Origin of the sequence: Streptomyces sp. NPDC088745, from assembly GCF_044751045.1 — a bacterium.
GTDB lineage: Bacteria > Actinomycetota > Actinomycetes > Streptomycetales > Streptomycetaceae > Streptomyces > Streptomyces cremeus.
Genome location: NZ_JBIVLB010000008.1, coordinates 293,460 through 309,973 on the forward strand (window position 1 = coordinate 293,460; position 16,514 = coordinate 309,973).

Annotated in this window: 9 protein-coding genes and 1 pseudogene; 7 read left to right on the forward strand and 3 right to left on the reverse strand. The window is 75.0% G+C overall.

Annotated elements, in window-relative coordinates; all coding sequences use genetic code 11:
* The first annotated feature begins 318 nt into the window (after window positions 1-318).
* The 7 genes and pseudogenes from ACIP93_RS22795 (at window position 319) to ACIP93_RS22825 (ending at window position 9,323) form a co-directional block, all read left to right on the forward strand.
* Complete coding sequence (locus ACIP93_RS22795; RefSeq protein ID WP_345226455.1) at window positions 319-1,929, forward strand: dynamin family protein; 1,611 nt, start codon at window positions 319-321, stop codon at window positions 1,927-1,929.
* 5 nt (window positions 1,930-1,934) lie between these two features.
* A complete protein-coding gene (locus ACIP93_RS22800) occupies window positions 1,935-3,740 on the forward strand; it encodes a GTPase (protein WP_401761283.1) in 1,806 nt (601 codons plus the stop codon).
* A 193-nt stretch (window positions 3,741-3,933) separates the two neighbouring features.
* A pseudogene (locus ACIP93_RS22805) lies at window positions 3,934-4,341 on the forward strand (single-stranded DNA-binding protein); the annotation flags it as partial.
* 458 nt (window positions 4,342-4,799) lie between these two features.
* A complete protein-coding gene (locus ACIP93_RS22810) occupies window positions 4,800-6,353 on the forward strand; it encodes a TQXA domain-containing protein (RefSeq protein WP_401761285.1) in 1,554 nt (517 codons plus the stop codon).
* Window positions 6,354-6,525: 172 nt separating this feature from the next.
* Window positions 6,526-8,190 carry an energy-dependent translational throttle protein EttA gene (gene ettA / locus ACIP93_RS22815; protein ID WP_345226458.1) on the forward strand — a complete coding sequence of 555 codons (1,665 nt, stop codon included), beginning with the start codon at window positions 6,526-6,528 and terminating at the stop codon, window positions 8,188-8,190.
* A 6-nt stretch (window positions 8,191-8,196) separates the two neighbouring features.
* Window positions 8,197-8,652 carry a thioesterase family protein gene (locus ACIP93_RS22820; protein WP_345222878.1) on the forward strand — a complete coding sequence of 152 codons (456 nt, stop codon included), beginning with the start codon at window positions 8,197-8,199 and terminating at the stop codon, window positions 8,650-8,652.
* A 2-nt stretch (window positions 8,653-8,654) separates the two neighbouring features.
* The gene (locus ACIP93_RS22825; RefSeq protein ID WP_401761408.1) at window positions 8,655-9,323 is read left to right on the forward strand and encodes a hypothetical protein; all 669 of its coding nucleotides are present in this window, start codon (window positions 8,655-8,657) and stop codon (window positions 9,321-9,323) included.
* 39 nt (window positions 9,324-9,362) lie between these two features.
* Here ACIP93_RS22825 and ACIP93_RS22830 read toward each other — a convergent pair whose 3' ends face one another.
* From ACIP93_RS22830 to ACIP93_RS22840, 3 genes are read right to left on the reverse strand one after another with little or no spacing between them, the layout of a single operon-like run.
* Window positions 9,363-10,361, reverse strand: a complete 999-nt coding sequence (locus ACIP93_RS22830; RefSeq protein WP_401761287.1) for an ABC transporter ATP-binding protein — start codon at window positions 10,359-10,361, stop codon at window positions 9,363-9,365.
* A complete protein-coding gene (locus tag ACIP93_RS22835) occupies window positions 10,358-13,093 on the reverse strand; it encodes an FtsX-like permease family protein (RefSeq protein WP_401761289.1) in 2,736 nt (911 codons plus the stop codon). The genes ACIP93_RS22830 and ACIP93_RS22835 overlap by 4 nt, the downstream gene beginning before the upstream one ends.
* Window positions 13,093-16,422, reverse strand: a complete 3,330-nt coding sequence (locus ACIP93_RS22840; RefSeq protein WP_401761290.1) for an FtsX-like permease family protein — start codon at window positions 16,420-16,422, stop codon at window positions 13,093-13,095. Before ACIP93_RS22840 ends, ACIP93_RS22835 begins: the two co-directional genes overlap by 1 nt.
* Between the last annotated feature and the right edge of the window lie 92 nt (window positions 16,423-16,514).

The following is a 16,514-nucleotide window of genomic DNA, read 5'->3' on the forward strand; positions in this document are numbered from 1 at the left end:
GTGGGGCCCGGGTCGGCCGGTGGGGCCGTTGCCGGGGACAAGGATAGGGCTCCGATCGCCTTGGCCCGGCTGCTTCACCTGCGTGGCACGATGTGGAGGTTCAGTGAAGCGCCCCCGATAATCGCAGGCAAGTGCGAATCCCGCACCGCTTTTGGCGTCCCGTACCCCGGGTGTTGTGCACTCGTTATGCCTGTGCCCCACTCGTCCCAAGTGTCCCGGGGTGCGCATTGTCACCGATTGGGGGGATATTGGCGCGCAGAAGCCCTCTATACGCTTCTAAAAAAGGTCATAATTGGGCATTCTTCGTATGTGGTGACCTTGGACGTACGGCCTCAGCTGCTCGACGCACTTTCCGCCCTGCGCGACCGTGTCGCCGCCGTGCGCCTCCCCTTTCCGCTGCCGGGAGCGCCCAGGGCCCGGCAGACGCGGGTGGAGCTTCTCGCACAGCTCGACGACTACCTGGTGCCCCGGCTGCGCGCCCCCGAGGCACCGCTGCTCGCCGTCATCGGCGGCTCCACCGGGGCCGGCAAGTCGACGCTCGTCAACTCCCTGGTGGGCAGACGCGTCACCGAGGCCGGTGTGCTGCGGCCGACGACGCGCACCCCGGTCCTGGTGTGCCACCCCGACGACCACCACTGGTTCGCGGGACAGCGCGTCCTGCCGCAGTTGACGCGCGTGTGGCTGCCGGAGCGGTGCGAGGAGGAACGGGAGGACCAGGACGCCAGGGGCGACGGGAGCGAGGAGCAGGAGAGCGGGGTGCTGCGGGTGGAGACCTCCGCGTCGCTCCCGGCGGGACTCGCCCTCCTCGACGCCCCCGACATCGACTCGCTGGTGTCCGCCAACCGGGTGCTCGCGGCCGAACTCCTCTGCGCCGCCGACATCTGGGTGATGGTGACGACGGCGTCCCGCTACGCCGACGCGGTGCCGTGGCACCTGCTGCGTACCGCCAAGGAGTACGGCGTGACGCTGGTGACCGTTCTCGACCGGGTGCCCCACCAGGTGGTCGGCGAGGTGTCGCGGCAGTACGCGGCGCTGCTCACCCGCGCCGGGCTCGGCGCGGTGCCCCGCTTCACCGTCCCCGAACTCCCCGAGTCGGCGGGCGGAGGCAACGGGCTGCTGCCGTCCACGGCGGTCGCCCCGCTGCTGGAGTGGCTCACCCACCGGGTGCGCGACCCCGCCGCCCGGCAGCAGGCCGTCGCGCGCACCGCGTGCGGCGTCATGGACTCCCTGAACGCCCGGATGCCGGAGCTGGCGGGCGCGGTCGCCGCCCAGTACGCCGCCTCCGTACGGCTGACGGGGGCCGTGGAGAACGCGTACGCGAAGGAGGGCGCACGGGTGCGCGGGCGGCTGGAGAGCGGTGCGGTGCTCTCCGGTGACGCCCTCACCCGCTGGCGGGCCCACCCCGCGGACGCCACCGACGGGGAGCTCCTGGAATCCCTGGTGGACAGCCTCACCGCCCTGTTGCAGTGCGCCGTCGCCGCCGCGGACGAACAGGTGCGCGCCGTGTGGGGCGCCGAACCCGCGGCCCGGGCGGTGGTTCCGGCCGGCCCCGACCCCGAGTCGGGCGAGCGCATCGGGCTGGTCGTGCGGCGCTGGCGGCGGGTGCTGGAGGAACTGGCGGAGGAGGAGGTGCGGGAGCTGGAGCGGCCCGCGGCCCCCGACCCCGAGGCCGTCGCCGCCCTCCTCGCCGCTTCCCTGCTGGGCGGCAGGCGGGCCCGTTCGGCCGGGGAGCGGCTGGCGGAGCGCATCGGTGCGCAGGGCGCGCTGCGGTTGCGCGACCGGGGCGGCGAACTGGTGACGACGTACATCGAAAGGGTCCTGCACGCCGAGCGCGACCGGCGGCTGGCCCCCCTGGACGCGCTGGACGTGACGCCCGAGCCGCAGGCCGAGCTGATCGCCGCGCTGTCCGTGACGAAGAAGGAGAGGTGACGGCGATGGGCGCGGAGACGGGTGCGGACGCGGCGGACGCGGCGAGGGCGAACCGGAGCGGCTGGGACGACGGGCTGATCGCCCGGCGGGCGGCGGACCGGCGGCCGGGCGACGGCCCGCGCGGGCGGGTGCCGCGGGCGCGGGCGCTCGAAGGGCCGCGGGGCTTCCCCGCGGACGAGTTCGGCGACCTGCCGCCGGGCGGGGGCGAGTACGGGGCCGACCTGTCCGTACGGCTGGACGCGCTGCGGGAGTTGCTGGGGCTCTCGCGGACCCGGCTCGCGGACGACGCCCTGCACGAGGCCGGGCGGGTGCTGGACGAGGCGGTGGCACGCCGGCGGCTGTCCGCCCAGCACACGGTCGTCGCCGTCGCCGGCGCGACCGGAAGCGGCAAGTCCACGCTCTTCAATTCCCTCGCGGGAGTGAGGATCTCCGAGACCGGGCTCAAACGGCCCACCACCTCCGCGCCGATCGCGTGCAGTTGGACCGACGGCGCGGCGGGGCTCCTGGACCGCCTCGGCATCCCCGGACGGCTGCGCCGGCGCCCCTCCCCGGCCGGTACCGGCGCCGGCGGCGACGAGGGCCTGCGCGGACTGGTCCTGGTGGACCTGCCCGACCACGACTCGGCCGTCACCGCGCACCGCGAACAGGTGGACCGGGTGCTGGCCCTGGTGGACGCGGTGATCTGGGTCGTCGACCCGGAGAAGTACGCGGACGCCGCCCTCCACGAGCGCTATCTGCGGCCGCTCGCCGGGCACGCCGAGGTCACCTTCGTCGTCCTCAACCAGATCGACCGGCTGCCCGGCGATTCGGCCGACCTGGTCCTGGACGACCTGCGCCGCCTCCTCGACGAGGACGGCATGGCGCTCGGCGAGCACGGCGAACCCGGCGCCGTCGTCCTCGCGCTCTCCGCCCTGACGGGTGAGGGGATGGAGGAACTCCGCGAACTGCTGCGGGCGTTCGTCACGGAAAGGGGCGCGGCGGGCCGGCGGCTCGCGGCGGACGTGGACGCGGCGGCGGCCGGGCTGCGCCCGGTGTACGTGGCGGAGGGCCGGGCGGGACTGGGCGAGCGGGCGCGGGCGGAGTTCGCGGACCGGCTGGCGGCGGCGGTCGGCGCGGCGGCGGCCGGGGAGGCGGCCGAGCGGGAGTGGCGGCGCAACGCGGGCAGGGCGTGCGGGTCGCCGTGGCTGCGGCTGTGGCGCTGGTACGAGGCCCGGCGCGTCCCGGGCGGCGGCGCGGTGGGGCCGGAGCGGGCGGCCGTGCCGCCCGCGGACGTGGAGGTGACCGCGCGCCAACGGGTCGAGCAGGCGGTGCGGACCCTCGCCGACGCCGCGACCCACGGGCTGCCCGCTCCCTGGGCGCAGGCCGTACGGGAGTCCGCGGTGCGCGGGGCGAAGGGGCTGCCCGAGGAGCTGGACGTGCTCGTCCTGGAGGCCGGGGTGCCGCGCGGCAACCCGCCCAGGCCCGCCTGGTGGCCCGCCGCGGTGCTCGCCCAGGCGGCGATGACGCTGCTTCAGGTCTACGGCGGGCTCTGGCTGCTGGGCCAGGTCCTCGGGGTGCTGGAGCCCGACCTGCTGCCGCCGTTCCTGCTGATGCTGGCCGGGATGGCCGGCGGGCCGGTCGTGGAGTGGGGCTGCTGGGCCGCGGCCAGGGGGCCCGCGCGGCGGTACGGGCAGGACGCCGAGCGGCGGCTGCGGGAGGCGGCGGCGGGCTGCGGCCGCGCCAAGGTCCTGGACCCGGTCTCGGCGGAGCTGCTGCGCTACCGGGAGGTGCGGGAGCGGTACGCGGTGGTGACGGGGGCGGGGCTGGGCTGACGCGCCCGTTCCACGTCGTGCGGGCTGCTCGCGCGGTCCTCGCGGAAGGCCCCGTCACCCCGTCGGGTGACGGGGTTCTCCCCATCCGGCCCGTTGTCCACAGGCCCCGGCGGGAATCGCGGAAACCGGCCAGCATGACGACAGGCGCCTTACGACAGGCGCCGCACGGCAGGCAGAGAACGGGGGAGAAGCGATGAACGACACGATGGTGACCCTGGTGGGCAACGCCGCCACCGCACCCGTCTTCATGGAATCGGCGCTGGGCACGGGATCGGTACGGCTGCGGCTCGCGGTGACCGCCCGGCGCTTCGACCGCGGGCAGGACGCCTGGGTCGACGGCCCCACCAGCTTCTACACGGTGTGGGCCAGGCGCTCGCTCGCCGGGAACCTGGCCGGTTCGGTGGACGTGGGCGATCCGCTGGTCGTCTACGGCCGGCTGCGGGTCAAGGACGAGACGAAGGACGACCGGCGCTGGCTCTCGGCGGACGTCGACGCCGTGGCGGTGGGGCACGACCTGTCCCGGGGGACCTCCGCCTTCCGGCGGGTGGCCAGGGCGGACCCCCGCCTGGTGGAGCCGGTCTCCGTCCGCGAGGCCGCCGCCGCCGGAAACGCCGGGAACGGCGGAGCGCCCGGGGCGGGCTCGCCCGCGGTCGTGGGGTGGGGCGGCGAGATCCCGGTGACCTGGGCGGCACGCGGGGCCCCGGCCGAGGCGGTCCCGGACGGGACGGGCCCGGACCAGGCGGTCCCGGACAAGGCGGGCCCGGACCAGGCGGTCCCCGGCGGTGGGAGGACTCCGGACGTGAAACCCGCCCGCAGGCCCGGCCGCCCCGTGGGGGCCGCCTCCTGACCCGGCGTCACCACGCAACGTGGCCAAGCACAAAGGAACGGTCACCGACGATAACGATTCCGATGCTAAATCGGACGTCCGGACGCAAGGCGGGGAGCTGTTCGGCGGAGCGTCCATAGGATTCCCGGATACCCATGGGGCTCTTGAGGTTGCAGGCGAGGCACTCCCCACACGCGCACCATGCGAAAGAACCTCGCCCGGAGGGGACTTGCATGTTTGACGAAGCGCCCGCTTCGGAACGAAGGCGCCGCACCGCTCGCGCGCCCCGTACCACCACCAGCACCGCCCGCACCACGAGAGCCGGCCGCACCAGCAGAACCGCCCGCGCCGCCCGCGGGCTCGCCGTCGTCGCGCTGGCCCCCGCGCTGCTCCTGGCGGGCCCGGCGGCCGGCACCCCGGCGGCGGCGGCCGAGAAGCCGCGCAACCCGGGAGGCGCGGCAGCCACCCTCGGCAGGCTCACCGTCCACGGCACGGTCACCATCCGTGACGCGGGCCAGGAGTGGAAGACCGAGGCCGGCCTCTACGAGATGACCGTCACCGGCGGCGGAACCCTCCAGAGCTACGGCGTCGACCTGCGCAGCGCGGCCCGCACCGGGACGACGTACAAGGAAGTCGGCTGGGACGAGTCCTCGCTGCACAAGAACAAGAACGCCGGGAAGATCCGCTGGATCCTGGAGCACTCCTACCCCCAGGTCAACAACCTCTCCGAGCTCGCCGAGGCGGCGGACGTGAAGTCCCTCGACGACACGTCCGCCGCGGCCGGCACCCAGGCCGCGATCTGGCACTTCTCCGACAACGTGGAGGCGGTGCCGGCCGGCCGCAGCGCCCGCAGGCTCGCCGCCTACCTCACGCGGGCCGCCGAGCGCGCCGCGGAGCCCGAGGCCTCGCTCGCCCTGGACCCGCCCGCCGTCGCGGGCCGGGCCGGGGAGCGGGTCGGCCCGGTCACCGTGCGCACCCGGGCGGACCGGGTCACCGTCGCCCCGTCCGGCGACGCACCGCACGGGATGCGGATCGTCGACGCCGAGAACCGGCCGCTCCGGGACGTCGGCCGGGGCGCCCGCCTGTACTTCCAGCCGCCCGCGGACGTCCCCTCCGGCACCAGCGCGCTCACCGTCCAGGCGGACGCCCGGGTGCCGATCGGGCGGGCCCTGGTCAGCGACACGCACAGCCAGACCCAGATAGTGGCCGGTTCCAGCTCCTCCACCGTCACCGCCGAGGCCACCGTCACCTGGGCCGAGAAGCAGGCCGCGGGCGCGGTCCCGGCGCTCTCCGCGAAGCGGGACTGCGCCAACGGCGGCATCGCCCTCACCGGCACCAACGCGGGCGACGCCCCCTTCACCTTCGAGCTCCTGGGCGCCCGGCACACCATCCCGGCACGCGGCTCGCGCACGGTGACCGTCCCGCTCCAGGAGGACCAGGCGTACGACCTCACGGTGTCCGGTTCCGCCGGCCCCCCGGCCCCCCACGGCTCCGCCGATTCCGGCAGCCCCGTCGCCCTGCGGATGAACGTCAGGGGCGTCCTGGACTGCGAGATCGCGGGCGCCGCCGCCATCGGCACCGCCGACGCCCCCGCCAACCGCCCCACCCCGGCCACCGGCGGCAGCGCCCCCCTGGCCACGGCCCCCGGCGACAACCTGGCCGAGACCGGCGCCTCGGGCGCCACCACCGCGATCCTCTACTCCGCCCTGGGCCTGCTGGTCCTGGGCACCGGAGCGGTCGTCCTGCTCCGCAAGAAGGAACCCGCCCCCGCCCCCGACGGGAACTGACCGCCCCCGGAAGACCCACGGCACCCCCGGGGGCCTGCCAGGACAGGCCCCCGGCCCCCCGCGCCGGGCCCCGCGTCCGGCACCCCGGCAGTTATCCGGTTACCGCCGGGGGAGTGACGTCAGGCAAGATGGGGTGTATCTGCCCACCCCACGATCTGCCGGACGGTTTCTCTTGGCTGAGTTCATCTACACCATGCGCAAGGCGCGTAAAGCGCACGGCGACAAGGTGATTCTCGACGACGTCTTCCTGAACTTCCTGCCCGGCGCGAAGATCGGTGTGGTGGGCCCCAACGGTGCGGGCAAGTCCACCGTTCTCAAGATCATGGCCGGTCTGGAGCAGCCGTCCAACGGCGACGCGTTCCTCTCGCCCGGTTACAGCGTCGGCATCCTCATGCAGGAGCCGAAGCTCGACGAGTCGAAGACCGTGCTGGAGAACGTCCAGGACGGCGCCGCCGAGCAAATGGGCAAGCTCAAGCGCTTCAACGAGGTCGCCGAGCTCATGGCGACCGACTACAGCGACGAGCTCCTGGAGGAGATGGGCAAGCTCCAGGAGGACCTGGACCACTCCAACGCCTGGGACCTCGACGCCCAGTTGGAGCAGGCCATGGACGCCCTGGGCTGCCCGCCCGGCGACTGGCCCGTCACCAACCTCTCCGGTGGCGAGAAGCGCCGCGTGGCGCTGTGCAAGCTGCTCATCGAGGCCCCGGACCTGCTCCTCCTTGACGAGCCCACCAACCACCTGGACGCCGAGTCGGTGAACTGGCTGGAGCAGCACCTCGCGAAGTACCCGGGCGCCGTCGTGGCCGTCACCCACGACCGGTACTTCCTGAACAACGTCGCCGAGTGGATCCTCGAACTCGACCGCGGCCGCGCCATCCCCTACGAGGGCAACTACTCCACGTACCTCGACAAGAAGGCCACCCGCCTCAAGGTCGAGGGCAAGAAGGACGAGAAGCGCGCCAAGCGCCTCAAGGAAGAGCTGGAGTGGGTGCGGTCCAACGCCAAGGGGCGTCAGACCAAGTCCAAGGCCCGTCTCGCCCGGTACGAGGAGATGGCGGCTGAGGCCGACAAGATGCGGAAGCTGGACTTCGAGGAGATCCAGATCCCGCCGGGCCCGCGACTGGGCTCGATCGTCGTCGAGGTGGAGAACCTCTCCAAGGCCTTCGGCGACAAGGTCCTCATCGACGACCTCAGCTTCACCCTGCCGCGCAACGGCATCGTGGGCGTCATCGGCCCGAACGGCGCCGGCAAGACCACGCTGTTCAAGATGATCCAGGGCCTGGAGAAGCCGGACAGCGGCTCCATCAAGGTCGGCGACACCGTCAAGATCAGCTACGTCGACCAGGGCCGCGCCAACATCGACCCGAAGAAGTCGCTGTGGGCCGTCGTCTCCGACGAGCTGGACTACATCAACGTCGGCCAGGTCGAGATGCCCTCGCGCGCGTACGTCAGCGCCTTCGGCTTCAAGGGCCCGGACCAGCAGAAGCCGGCCGGCGTCCTCTCCGGCGGTGAGCGCAACCGCCTCAACCTGGCGCTGACCCTCAAGGAGGGCGGCAACCTGCTCCTCCTCGACGAGCCCACCAACGACCTCGACGTCGAGACCCTCTCCTCGCTGGAGAACGCGCTCCTGGAGTTCCCCGGCGCCGCGGTCGTGATCTCCCACGACCGCTGGTTCCTGGACCGGGTGGCGACGCACATCCTCGCGTACGAGGGCGAGTCCAAGTGGTACTGGTTCGAGGGCAACTTCGAGTCGTACGAGAAGAACAAGGTCGAGCGGCTGGGCGCCGACGCGGCCCGCCCGCACCGCGCCACCTACAAGAAGCTGACCCGAGGCTGATAGCCAGTGGCACGCCACATCTACTCCTGCCCCCTGCGCTGGTCGGACATGGACGCCTTCGGGCACGTCAACAACGTCGTCTTCCTGCGGTACCTGGAAGAGGCGCGGATCGACTTCATGTTCCGGCTCGCGCCGGGGGAGGGCAGCGCGTCCTTCACGGGCGGGTCCGTCGTCGCCCGGCACGAGATCGACTACGTGCGGCCCCTGGTGCACCGGCACGAGCCGGTGCGCATCGAGTCCTGGGTCACGAAGATCGGCGCGGCGTCCCTGACGATCGCGTACGAGATCAAGGACCCCGAGCAGGTGTACGTCCGGGCGTCCACGGTCGTCGTCCCGTTCGACCTGGCGGCGGGCCGGCCGCGGCGGATCACCGCCGAGGAGAAGTCCTTCCTGCTGGAGTACCTGGACGACTCCGCGACGCCCGCCGACGTCACCGGCCGCGGCAAGGCCGTGGCGGCGTGAACGTGCGGGCGGGAGCCCTGACGCTGGAGCTCGAAGGACCCGGGGAGGCGGCGGACCTCGCCGCCTTCCTGGGCCGTCTGCTGCGGTACGACCGGGCCGCCGCCGTCCGCCTCCAGGCGCACGGCGGCGCGCTCGCCGTCTTCGGCCGCCCGCCGTCCTTCGACGTCCTTGCCGTCCGCGCCGCGCGCCTCGCCCGGCCGGCGGACCTGGACGTCACCGTCTCCGCCGGTGAGCTCCTCGACGGCATCGAGGACGCCGCGCCCGCGGTACGGGTCCCCCAGGCCGTCACCGGGCCGCCGTGGGCCGGTCTGCTCCCGCCGCGCGGCGGCTGGCACCGGGTCGAGGGCGTCCCGGACGCCGGGGCCATGCGGGGCGTGGTCGCGGCGGCCGTCGCCGAGTTCCGCGCCCGGGACGAGGAGCTGGGGGAGGCCGGGCGGACCCGTCAGGCCCGGGACCGGATCGGGGCCGACATCTGGTCGCGGACCCTCGCCGGCACCGAACTGCCGCTGCGCGCCGTGCACGCGGCCCAGTCGCTGGGCTTCCTGCGCCCCGGGGTGCCGGTGGCGCTCTTCGCGGCGGGCGCGTGGCTGCGGCTGCGCACGCCCTACGGGGAGATCGCCCTGCGCGGGGTCACGGGCGGACTGGGCGCGCTCCAGGTCACCCCCGCCTGAAACCCCGCGCCTCCCAGGGAGGCGCCGGAGGCCGGCCCGTTACTTCTGGTCGTCCGGCCACACCCCGATGTGGTCCGACTCCAGCTCCAGCATCACCCGGTGCCGCATGTCCAGCGACTCCGTGTACTCCTGCGGGAGCTGCAGCCGCCCGGCCCGGTCCAGCATCGCGTACTCGCGTGCGACCACCGACTCCTGGCCGGTCGCGGCGTCCACCTCCGTGCGGCGCAGCACCTCGGTCGAGGTGCGGCCGTCGCGGATGGCGACGGTGCGCCGGACCTCGTCGGCCACCGTCTGGTCGTGGGTGACGATGACGACGGTGGTGCCCAGCTCCTCGTTCGCCCGCCGGAACGCGGCGAAGATCTGCTCGGCGGTCACCGAGTCCAGCTCGCCGGTCGGCTCGTCCGCGAGCAGTACGGACGGTTCGTTGGCCAGCGCCACCGCGATGGCCACCCGCTGCTGCTGGCCGCCCGACATCTGCGCGGGCCGCCGGTCGCGGAGCTCGGCGACCTCCATCATCGCCAGCAGGTGGTCCACCCGGGCGACGCGCTCCGCGTTCTTGCCGCGCCCCTTCAACTGCATGGGCAGCGCCACGTTCTGGGCCGCCGTCAGGTACGGCAGCAGGTTGCGGGCGGTCTGCTGCCAGATGAAGCCGACCACGTTGCGCCGGTAGTGCAGCCGCTCCTTGGCGCCCATCGCCAGCAGGTCGCAGCCCGCCACCTTCGCCGCGCCGGCCGTCGGCTCGTCCAGCCCGGCGAGGATGTTCATCAGCGTCGACTTGCCGCTGCCGGACGCGCCGACCAGGGCCATCAGATCGCCCTCCTGGACCAGCAGATCGAGCCCCTGGAGGGCCTGCACCTCCACCCCGTCGGTGGTGAACACCCGCACCAGCCGGTCGCAGGCGATCAGCGCGTCATGCCCGAACGCGGGCTTCGCCCGCCGGGAGGCGGCCGCCCGCTCCAGATCCGCCAGGGTCGTCGCCGTACCGGACCCCGTGCCGGAGGCCGTACCGGAAGTCGCGCCGGTCATCGCATCGGTCATCGAGCGTCTCCTGCCCTGAGTTCTGTCGTCGTGGTGCGCCGCGTGGACCACCACGCCTGGAGGGCCGCCACACCCGTCGCGATGCCCACCACCGCCACGGCCGGCACCAGCAGCGACCAGCCGTCCGTGCGCAGCGGGGCCGCGGCGGTGCCCACCCAGTGCGTGTGCGTGGCCAGGGCCAGCGTGGCCAGGTCGATGCTCGGGGACAGCAGGGCGATCGCCGTCCAGCCCACCAGCGCCCCGCCGCAGGCCGCGAGCAGCGCCTGCGGCAGCGACTCGAAGACCAGCAGCCGTCTGCTCTGCCTGCGGGTCAGGCCCATCGTGCGCAACCGCGCCAGCAGCGCGCCGCGCTCCGGGGAACTCTGCAGCAGCGACAGCAGCACGGCCAGCACCGCGAAGCCCGCCCCGGCCGCGATCGCCGCCGTGTACACCTGCTCGGCACCCCGCTGCAACGGCGGGTCGCTGAGCTCGGCACGGGCCTCGGTGCGCAGTGCGACCACCGCGTCCCGGCCCGCCAGCGCCCGCAGCGCCTTCTTGTCCAAACCGCTGCCCGTGATCATCAGGGTGGACGGCCTGAAGCCCGGGAGCGCCGCCTTGTCGATCACCAGGAACTCCCGTTCGTCCATGACGGGCGTCGCCGACAAGGTGCCGCCCAGGCGCGTCGTGAAGGAGCCGAGGACGACACTGCGCAGCGCCAGGTCCTTCTTCCCCGCCAGCCGCTCGGCCGTCTTCGGCGAGGCGAGCACGGGGAACACCCGGCCCCGCGGGGCCAGCGCTCCCGGGTCGAACTCGCCGATGCCGGTGTGACGGGACAGCTTCGCGTACGAGTCCGGGTCGACGGCGACCAGCGTGACGTCGGGCTGCCGGTCCTGGAGCGACAGGCGGTAGTCGACGCCGACCGGGCTGACGTCCCGCACCCCGGCCGTCCGCCGCACCTCGGCGACCGTCCCCGCGTCGAACGAGCCCACGTTGCGGCGCAACATGGCGTCCGCGCCGACCGTCACCGTGGCGGCCCGGTCCCGCGAGTCCGACACCCCGGCCAGGACGGAACCGCCGAACGCGGCCGTGGACAGGGCGATCAGCAGGGCCAGCAGCGGCAGCGTCGCCGTGGCCGGGGCGCGCCCCGACCGGGCCGCCGCCAGGAACCCGACGGCCCCCCGGCGCCGGGCCGCCGGACGCGCCGCCAGCCGCAGGGGCAGCGGGTACAGCCGTACGAGGACGAAGGAGGCGATCACCGCGACGAGCACCGGAGCCGCACTGACCAGCCCGTCGGCGCCGCTCCCGGTGCCGCGGCGGCTCAGCGCGGCGATCGCGCCCGCCGTCAGGGCGACGAAGGTGAGCTCGACGACGGTGCGCCGCCGGGACGGCTTCGCCCGGACCAGGTCGGCGCGCTCCCCGTGGGTCCTGGGCCGCAGGTGGGCCACGGCGGCCCGGACCGGCAGTCCCGCCACCGCGGTCGCCGCGACGGCCGCCGCGGCCAGCACCGACGCCGTGGTGCGCGCGCCCGGCAGCAGCAGCCAGGCGGCCAGCCAGCCGACGGCCGCCGCGGGCACCGCCACCACGGCCAGCTCGGCGCACAGCCGCCCCGCCATGCCCCGCACCGAACCGCCGCGGGCCCGCAGCAGGGCCAGTTCGCCGTGGCGGCGGGCGGAGGCGAGCGCGCCCATCATGAGCAGGACGACTCCCGCGACCGTACCGATGCCGTATCCGGCGACGGCGACGACCGGGTCGATGGTGGCGCGGCTGGCCAGATGACGGGCGACCAGGGTCTCCAGGTCGGTGGTGAGGACGGTCGTCACCCGGGCCCGCTCGCGCAGCAGGCTCTGCGCGGGACCGCTCTCCAGGGAGGCGACCGCGCTGGTCAGCGGCCCGGCGTCCGGTGCGGTGAGGGCGTCCGTGCGGGGCGCGAGGTCCCAGAAGGGGGCCGGTTCGGTCCGTCCGGCGGGCAGGTCGGGCCCGGCCTCCAGCGGCAGCAGCACCTCGGCCGACCAGAAGTCGGTCTCGCCCGACATGTCGGCGGCCTTGACCACCGGGGTGTGCAGGCTCGGGCGGACGTCCCAGTACATGGACGCGGGGCGCAGCGGCTCGACGATGCCGGTGACGCGCACCGCCGTGTTGCCCCCGCCGCTCTTCTGGGCGAGATGCAGCACCGCGCCGACCTTGATGCGCAGGTCACGGGCGGTCGCCCGGGTGACCACGCCCTCCAGCGCCACCTCGGGGCCGTCCGCGGTGAAGTCGTCCCCGGCCCCGGCCCCGGAAGGCGGGTGCACGGCGGCCCGTCCCTCGACCAGCCGGGAGTGCCGGGCCAGGTCCGAGCGCGTGGACAGGGCGAGTTCGGCCGGCTCCAGGCTGAGCCGGGGCAGCCACTTGTCCTGGCCGACCAGCGGCTGGTGGGCGCGGACCCCGTACGCGGAGTCGGCGAGGTCCGCCGTCAGCGGCGCCGGGAGCGTGCGCACGATCTCCTGGAGCGTGCCGCGGAGCTTCTCGGGCGTCCTGACCAGCCGGCCGTCCGGGACGGACGAGGGGTCGAGGGTGACCTGCACGGCCCGCTGCTCGGACGGCGCGGTGCCGAGCGCGTGACGCAGCCCGGCGTCCTGGTACCGGTCCACCGCCCGGGGATAGGCGGCCGCGAGGAAGGCCGTGACCAGGACCAGCACGCCCAGCGCGACGGCGGCGCCGGGCGCGGTGCGCAGCCGGGTGCGCACCCAGGGGGCGACAGCGCGGTGGCTCATCAGTTGCCGCCTCCTTGGAAGCGCAGGGTGGTGGCGGGGTCGCCGCGGCGCAGCGCGAGCAGCAGCACCACCAGCAGCGGTACGGCGACGACGCCCGCCAGCAGCACGGCGACCTGCCCGGCGGGCAGGTGCACCAGGACGTGGGGCAGCGGCTGGGTGGCCTGCCCGGTCAGTACGATCAGCGGGACCACCGCCCGGGTCAGCACGGCGCCCAGGGCCACGCCCACGACCAGCGCGACGCCGATCAGCAGGGACTGCTCGGCGGCGATCAGCCGGGCCAGTTGCCGCGGCGGCGTGCCGAGCGCCCGCAGCACGGCGAACTCCGCGGTCCGCTCCCGCAGCGAGCCCATCGCGCCGACCGCGAAGCCGACCGCGGCGAGCAGCGCCGCCACCACGGCCACCGCGAGGAGGGCCGCCTGGGGGCCCGCCCCGAGCGGGTCGTCCGCCAGCTCGCGCAGGGTCTCGTCCCGCACGACCACCTGGGAGGGGTCGAGGTCGGGGCGCTCGCGCAGCTCGGCGGCGGCCTGCGCGGCCCGGCCCGGCGCGGTGGCCAGCCACCATTCGTCGGGCTGCGGGGTCGTCGCCTGCTGCCGGGTCAGCTCCCGGTTGAGGGCGTTCAGGTCCAGCAGCAGGCCGTCGCCGTCGCGTTCGGCCTCCTTCGGGCTGCCGCCCGGCAGGGTGGCCGGGCCGGTGGTGGGCAGTTGCCGCAGGGTGCCGGCGACGCGGACGGTCAGGGTGGTGCCGGACAGGTCGAGGTCGATGTCGGAACCGGCCCTGGCGCCGGCCGACGCCAGGAAGGAGTCGGTGGCCAGGGCCCGCAGCGGGCCCGGCCGGGGGCCGGTCGCGCTGAGCCGCACGGTGGACACGGGGATCTGGGCGGAGAAGGCGTCCTCGGGCTTGTTCGCCCCGGTGTCGAAGGCGGCCCGCAGCAGCGAGGCGCCCGGCTCCCGGACGGCGACGCCGGCCTCGGCGTGGGGGTTGGCGCCCGCCGCGTCGTTCTCCGCCCCCACGGTGACCGAGGCGCCCATCCAGTCCAGCCGGGCCGGCCGGGGCACGGCGGTGCCGTCCGCGGCCCGGACCGCCGTCAGGGCCAGGTCCAGGTACTCCGGCTTCCCGGCGGGCCTCGGGAGCGTCGCCTCCAGCCCCGTCACGTACAGGGGCCGGGGCGGGTCGCCCGCCGCGGCCAGGTCCGCGGTCAGCACGTGGGGGCGCGTGTCGGCGGTCAGCGCCCCGGCGGGCAGCCGGTGGGCGGTGCCGTACCGGTCCTCCACGACGACCTGGATCTCCGCCCGGGTCGTGGAGGCGGCGCCGGACGAGCGGCCGAGCGTCAGGTCCAGCCGGAACCGGTCGCCCGCGGGGACCGGGACGCCGTGGCGTTTCAGGTCGCTGCCGCGCAGGGCGGCGGTCAGCGTGCCGACGGCCGGGGCGCCGCCCTCGACGAGGTCCTCGCGCAGCAGCAGGCCCTCGTCGGCCTGCGCGGTGTCCAGCGCCAGCAGGGTCGCCGTCCGGTCGCCCGACAGCGGAACCGTGCGGCGCACGGCGGGCGCGGCCGAGGTCACCCCGGGGGTCTTCAGGTACGCGGCCCCCGCGCCCGAACCGGAGTCGGTGCTGCCGGTGATCCGGAGGGAGGCCCCGGCGCGGAAGTCCGCCTGGTCCTCCTGCGAACGGTTCCAGGACGCGCCCTGCCCGATGGCGAGCATGCCCATCGCGACGGCCAGCACCAGCAGCAGCACGGGCCCGGTCCCGCGCAGCGGCCGCCGGCTGAGCTGCCAGCCGGCCAGCGCCACGGGCAGCGCACGGCCGCTCGCCGCCCGCTTCTCCGCCAGCCGGGCCAGCGGCGGCAGCAGCCGCAGCGTCAGCACGGTTCCGGCCAGCAGGGCCAGCGCGGGCGCGGCGACCAGCAGCGGGTCCACGCCCAGTTCGCCGGTGCGGTCGCCGGACAGCGGTCCGGCGCCGGAGGTCTGCCGGTCCAGTTGCCAGTAGGCGACGGCCGCGACCACCAGCAGGGCCACGTCCGCGCCCGCCTTCATCGGCGCGGGCACCGAACGGCCCTTCTTCTCGCGGCCCGCGGCGAGCGCCGGGGCCACCACGGCGAGCGCGCACCCGACGCCCACCGCGATGCCGACGGCCCAGATCCCCGGCGTCGGGCCCGCCGCCTCCAGCGAGAGCCCGATCCGCCCGAGTGCGCCCTGTTCCGAGAGCAGCCGGGCCAGCGGGCCCGCCAGCAGCGGCGCGAGCACGGCGGCGGGCAGCGCGAGCAGCGCGGCCTCGATGGCGGACAGGGCCACGACGCGCTGCCGGGAGCCGCCCCGCGCGATCAGCAGCGAGGTCTCGCCCGCCCGCTCGGCGCTCAGCAGCCGCGCGACGAGCAGCAGCGCGTAACCGGCCAGCAGCATCAGTTGCAGGGAGACGATCAGCAGCGTCGAACGCGACACCAGCAGGGCCCGCTGCGCCTGGTCCAGCACCTGGGGCAGCCCGTTGGCGACGGCCACCGCCCCCTTGAACGGCGCGGTGGCCTCGACGTACGCGGCGCCCCCGACGGCGGCCTCCCGCAGCGCGCCGATCCGCCGGGTGTCCACGGCGCGGAAGTCCGCGGTGACCATCCAGGCGACGCTGCCGAAGGACACGGTGGCCGAACGCAGCAGGGCGGGGTCGGCGAGCAGCGGCCCGTAGGAGGTGAAGGTGGCGCTGCGGATGCCGCGCCCGTTCAGCTCCTCCAGCTTCCAGTACGGGTCGGAGGGCTTCCGCGGCTCGTACAGGCCGGTGACGCGGATCTTCCGGGCGGGGCCCGAGAGGCGGTCGGTGAGGGTGACGACCGCGGGGCCCGGGGTGAGCTTCAGCACCTTGGCAGCGTTGTCGGGCAGCGCCACCTCGATGACGGTGCCGCTGTCCGCGCTCTTCGGCGCGGCCCCGGGCCAGCTCCCGGCGGTCAGCCGCACCCGGTCCCGGTCGAGCCCGGCGAACCTCGTGAGGCCGGGTTCGCCGCCCGGGGACGCGGCGGGGCCCAGGGTGCGCGGGAGCGCGTAACTCCCGGACTGGTTCAGGGCGTCGACGCGGGTCGGCAGTCCGTCGAAGGTGCGCCGCGCCGCCTCCCGCACGACCTCGTCGGCGTCGGCGCGCCGCGCTTCGGTGACGGCGCTGCTGGTGACGGTCAGCGCGGCCGCGGAGGCGTCGCGGGAGCCGAGCGAGCGGCGCAGTCCCGCGTCCCCGATGGAACCGGAGAAGGCGGTCAGCGCCGCCAGTACCGCGGTGGTCAGCAGGACCGCGAGCAGCGCCGCCGCGAGCAGCAGCCGGTGCGCGCGCACCCGCAGAAAGACAAACCCCGTCACCTGTCCCCCTGACCCGCCGCGTGGGAGGGCTCCGTGGAACCCTCCCGGGATGCTGTCAGAGGAACAGAGGGACGGAAACCGCTTACCGTTCC